The 3,380-nt window shown below is 38.9% G+C and carries 3 protein-coding genes and 1 pseudogene; all 4 read right to left on the bottom strand.

From position 1 onward, the window contains the following. Positions 1–161 precede the first annotated feature (161 nt). The gene (locus A1019T_RS12600) at positions 162–443 is read right to left on the bottom strand and encodes a hypothetical protein (protein WP_077452048.1); all 282 of its coding nucleotides are present in this window, start codon (positions 441–443) and stop codon (positions 162–164) included. A gap of 3 nt (positions 444–446) precedes the next feature. After that, the gene (locus tag A1019T_RS13335) at positions 447–614 is read right to left on the bottom strand and encodes a hypothetical protein (protein WP_167366886.1); all 168 of its coding nucleotides are present in this window, start codon (positions 612–614) and stop codon (positions 447–449) included. A 779-nt stretch (positions 615–1,393) separates the two neighbouring features. Then, positions 1,394–3,064 (bottom strand): fatty acid--CoA ligase, encoded by a 1,671-nt coding sequence (locus tag A1019T_RS12595; protein WP_077452044.1) that lies wholly within the window; start codon positions 3,062–3,064, stop codon positions 1,394–1,396. Positions 3,065–3,299: 235 nt separating this feature from the next. Then, positions 3,300–3,380, bottom strand: a pseudogene (locus A1019T_RS13805) (RNA-guided endonuclease TnpB family protein); the annotation flags it as partial.

The following is a 3,380-nucleotide window of genomic DNA, read 5'->3' as shown; positions in this document are numbered from 1 at the left end:
ATAGGGTTTGTACACCTATGCCTTCACTTCTTGCAACTTCTGATACACTTAAGTTATGTGGCGGCGATAGCTTGGTTAATATAGCTTGTTTTCTCTCTTCACTGTATCTGGACATCTTTGTTCCTTATTACCCCCTTTTACTTGATTGTTAGGGGTGACAACTATCCTGACACAGGGGGATTCTTGGAATAACCTTTATTTTCCATACACATGCTAGAGATTGCGACTTCGTTTTTCGTCATATAACCAATGTTGTTCCAGGTATTACGAAAGCCACAATCAAGCATGTCTTTTTTTGTTTGTTCCGCTAAGGCACTACCTTTAGTAGGATACTTGCCATGAAAATAATATCCCTTATATTCGTCTGGATAATCGAAAGCTCGCTCTATATGACACCCTGATAAAGTAAGGCTGATTAAAATTAATAACGTTAGTAATTTCATAAATTATTCCCCATCAATCTTATTTTGCGGATTATCATAGCGATATGCAGGTACCCACTGTGGTAAATCAGCGCCATTATTGGGGATATTATCATTCCAATAGTTTTTTTCTTCGCATTTATTATTTCCCACTCCATAACAACTATGCACTGTAGCAGGATTCCCAATCATATCCTTCCATTCACCTATCACTGTTTTATCTTCTGAGTTATTTCCGCCTGTACTTGAGTTCAGACCAATTAAGCCACTAACGGGATCGGCTTCGTGGGCTTGATAGTTCTTTTATTATTAAACACAAAAGACACATCAACAATCGCTAATGTGTCTTTTAATCAGTTCAGTCAAACTATTGACCGAGGTGTTTTTGGCAAGCTTCTGTATTTTTGAATGAATCAATTTCGCATATACCACCATGACTATTACTTCTATATCCTTTGCTTTCCATACATAGAGTTGATTTAGTAAATTCATTTCTATCAGAAACCAAATATTCAGAAGTATGATAAACATCTGGAAATCCACATTTTTTCATGTCCTGCATAATAGTCTGATTACTAACACCTAAATTACGTTCTTTATAAACTTCATACCCTTCGGGTGGTGGTTGAAACCCCCTAAAGCTACAGGCGGTTAAGCTACTGCTATTAATATAGTTATTATCTGTTTCATATTATTTGATCTCTTACGGTTTATATACCCGCTACTTTAATACAGATCACCCGCTCCTTAAACAAAATAGCCGTCACAAAATCATGTGACGGCCATTAAGTCTATACAACATTCAAATATTAAGACTGCTGATCAGGGCAAACGCACACTTTTAGGAATTGTATTTAAAATCAGATAGTTATGAATTTAGAGTTTTATTTTCTAAATTTATAAGTTCCTGAAAATATTAATGTTTTTTAAAAGTATGCGTTTGCCCTGGACTGCTGATATAAAAAAAGAAATTAAACGCCAGTCTGATTGGCATACAGCTCACGCATCACTTTTTTATCATGTTTACCCACCGAAGTTTTAGGTAATTCATCGACAATAATGTGATTCTCAGGAACGCCGTATTTAGCAATTAATCCATTTTCAGCAGCTTGTTCTACCAAAGCAATGATATCTTTTGGATTGGTATGCTCAGCACCTGGCTTTAACACAATAGCAGCAAGCGGACGCTCGCCCCACTTTTCATCTTGAATACCAATCACTGCCACATCAGCTACTGCTGGATGTAGTGATAAAATCGTCTCAATCTCCAGTGATGAAATCCACTCACCACCAGTTTTGATAACGTCTTTTAATCGGTCAGATATGTTCAACCAGCCATTTGCTTTAATCGAAGCGATGTCTTGAGTATGCATATAGCCACCTTCCCACAATTCATCGCCAGCATCTGCATTTTTGAAATAGCTTTGAGTCAACCAAGGGGCTCTTAGTACCAGCTCACCGGTCTCTTTTCCATCATGAGCCACTGCCTTACCTTCACCATTCCATAACTGCTGTTCAACCAGCATTACAGGCTTACCACTTAAGCAGCGACGTTTGACATCTTCTTCAAAGCTAAGCTCACCCTCATCACTACTAAACTCAGTAATACTGATAAGTGGTGCAGTCTCTGACATACCATATCCAGTATATACTTCGATACCGCTTGATAGCGCTGCCGAAGCCAGACCTTCGGTTAAACGAGAGCCACCGATAATCATTTTTAGGCCATTGAACTTCTTGCCTTCTGCCTCAGCCTGTTTTAATAACATCTGCAGGATAGTCGGCACACAATGGGTAATGCTGACTTTTTCAGTTTCAATCAATTTCAGCAGTACGTCTGGTGCATAACGTCCTGGATAAACTTGTTTAAGACCTAGCATGGTGGCGGTATAAGGGAAGCCCCAAGCCATAACGTGGAACATCGGTGTCATTGGCATATAGACATCACCAAGTACCACGCCTTGCTTTTGAGGTAAAGTACCTAAAGAGGCGGCCTCAACAAGGGTATGAAGTACCAGTTGACGATGGCTAAAGAACACCCCTTTTGGGTTACCGGTCGTGCCTGAAGTATAGAAAGTTACAGCAATGGTATTCTCATCAAAATCTTGAAACTCAAACTCATCACTGGCCGCTTCCAATAGCTCTTCATATTCGCCCAGTACCATAGATTTTCTTTCAGGTAAAACATCTTCACAGGTCACACCATTATCATCAAGCCAAATGATGTGCTCGATTGAAGAGTTCTCAAATTGATAATCTTTTACCATCGGAGCAAATTCAGAGTTCAATAGCAAGACTTTAGGCTTAGCATGATTGATGGTGTACAGAATTTTTTCGGGAGAGAGTCGCACGTTTACGGTTTGCAGAACGTATTGCGACATGGGAATAGCAAAATATGATTCGAGGAATCTAGGGGTATCCCAGTCCATTACCGCAACAACATCGCCTTTATCAAGATTTAACCCCTCTAGCACATTGGCAAATTTAGCAATACGGCCAAAAAGTTGCTCATAAGTCATACGCTGTTTATCTGCAAAGACCACTTCTTGTTGTGTAGAGGTCATTCTAGCGCGGTTAAGTAATTGCTTGATTGTTAAAGGATAGTTATAAGCTTGTGCTGCAGAAGGGTAAAGATTACTCATGATATAGTCCGTTATTTCATAAACTAAAGGGGAATATCTATATTGTCACTATCTATCTACTAGGTCTTTATAACCGTTATAATCAGAATAATGAAAATACTGTCCAGTTCCATGTAACAGTAATTCATCATAGTCAATTAATTTAACAATGTAAACATAAAAATTAGTACAACAAAAATTAGAGCAAAAAAAACGATAAGATATTGATTAACCATACATTGACCTCCTCCCCTCGCTAAACCGAGGGGATTCCTACAGCTAGACGGTCAAGCCCGACCGCAAGGATGTTCTTAGCAGCATTGGTATCTCTATCATG

It is taken from the genome of Psychrobacter piechaudii (assembly GCF_900162825.1).
Classification (GTDB): Bacteria; Pseudomonadota; Gammaproteobacteria; order Pseudomonadales; family Moraxellaceae; genus Psychrobacter; species Psychrobacter piechaudii.
Note: the sequence above shows the minus strand (reverse complement) of the source record. Positions and strands in the feature narration are given on the sequence as shown.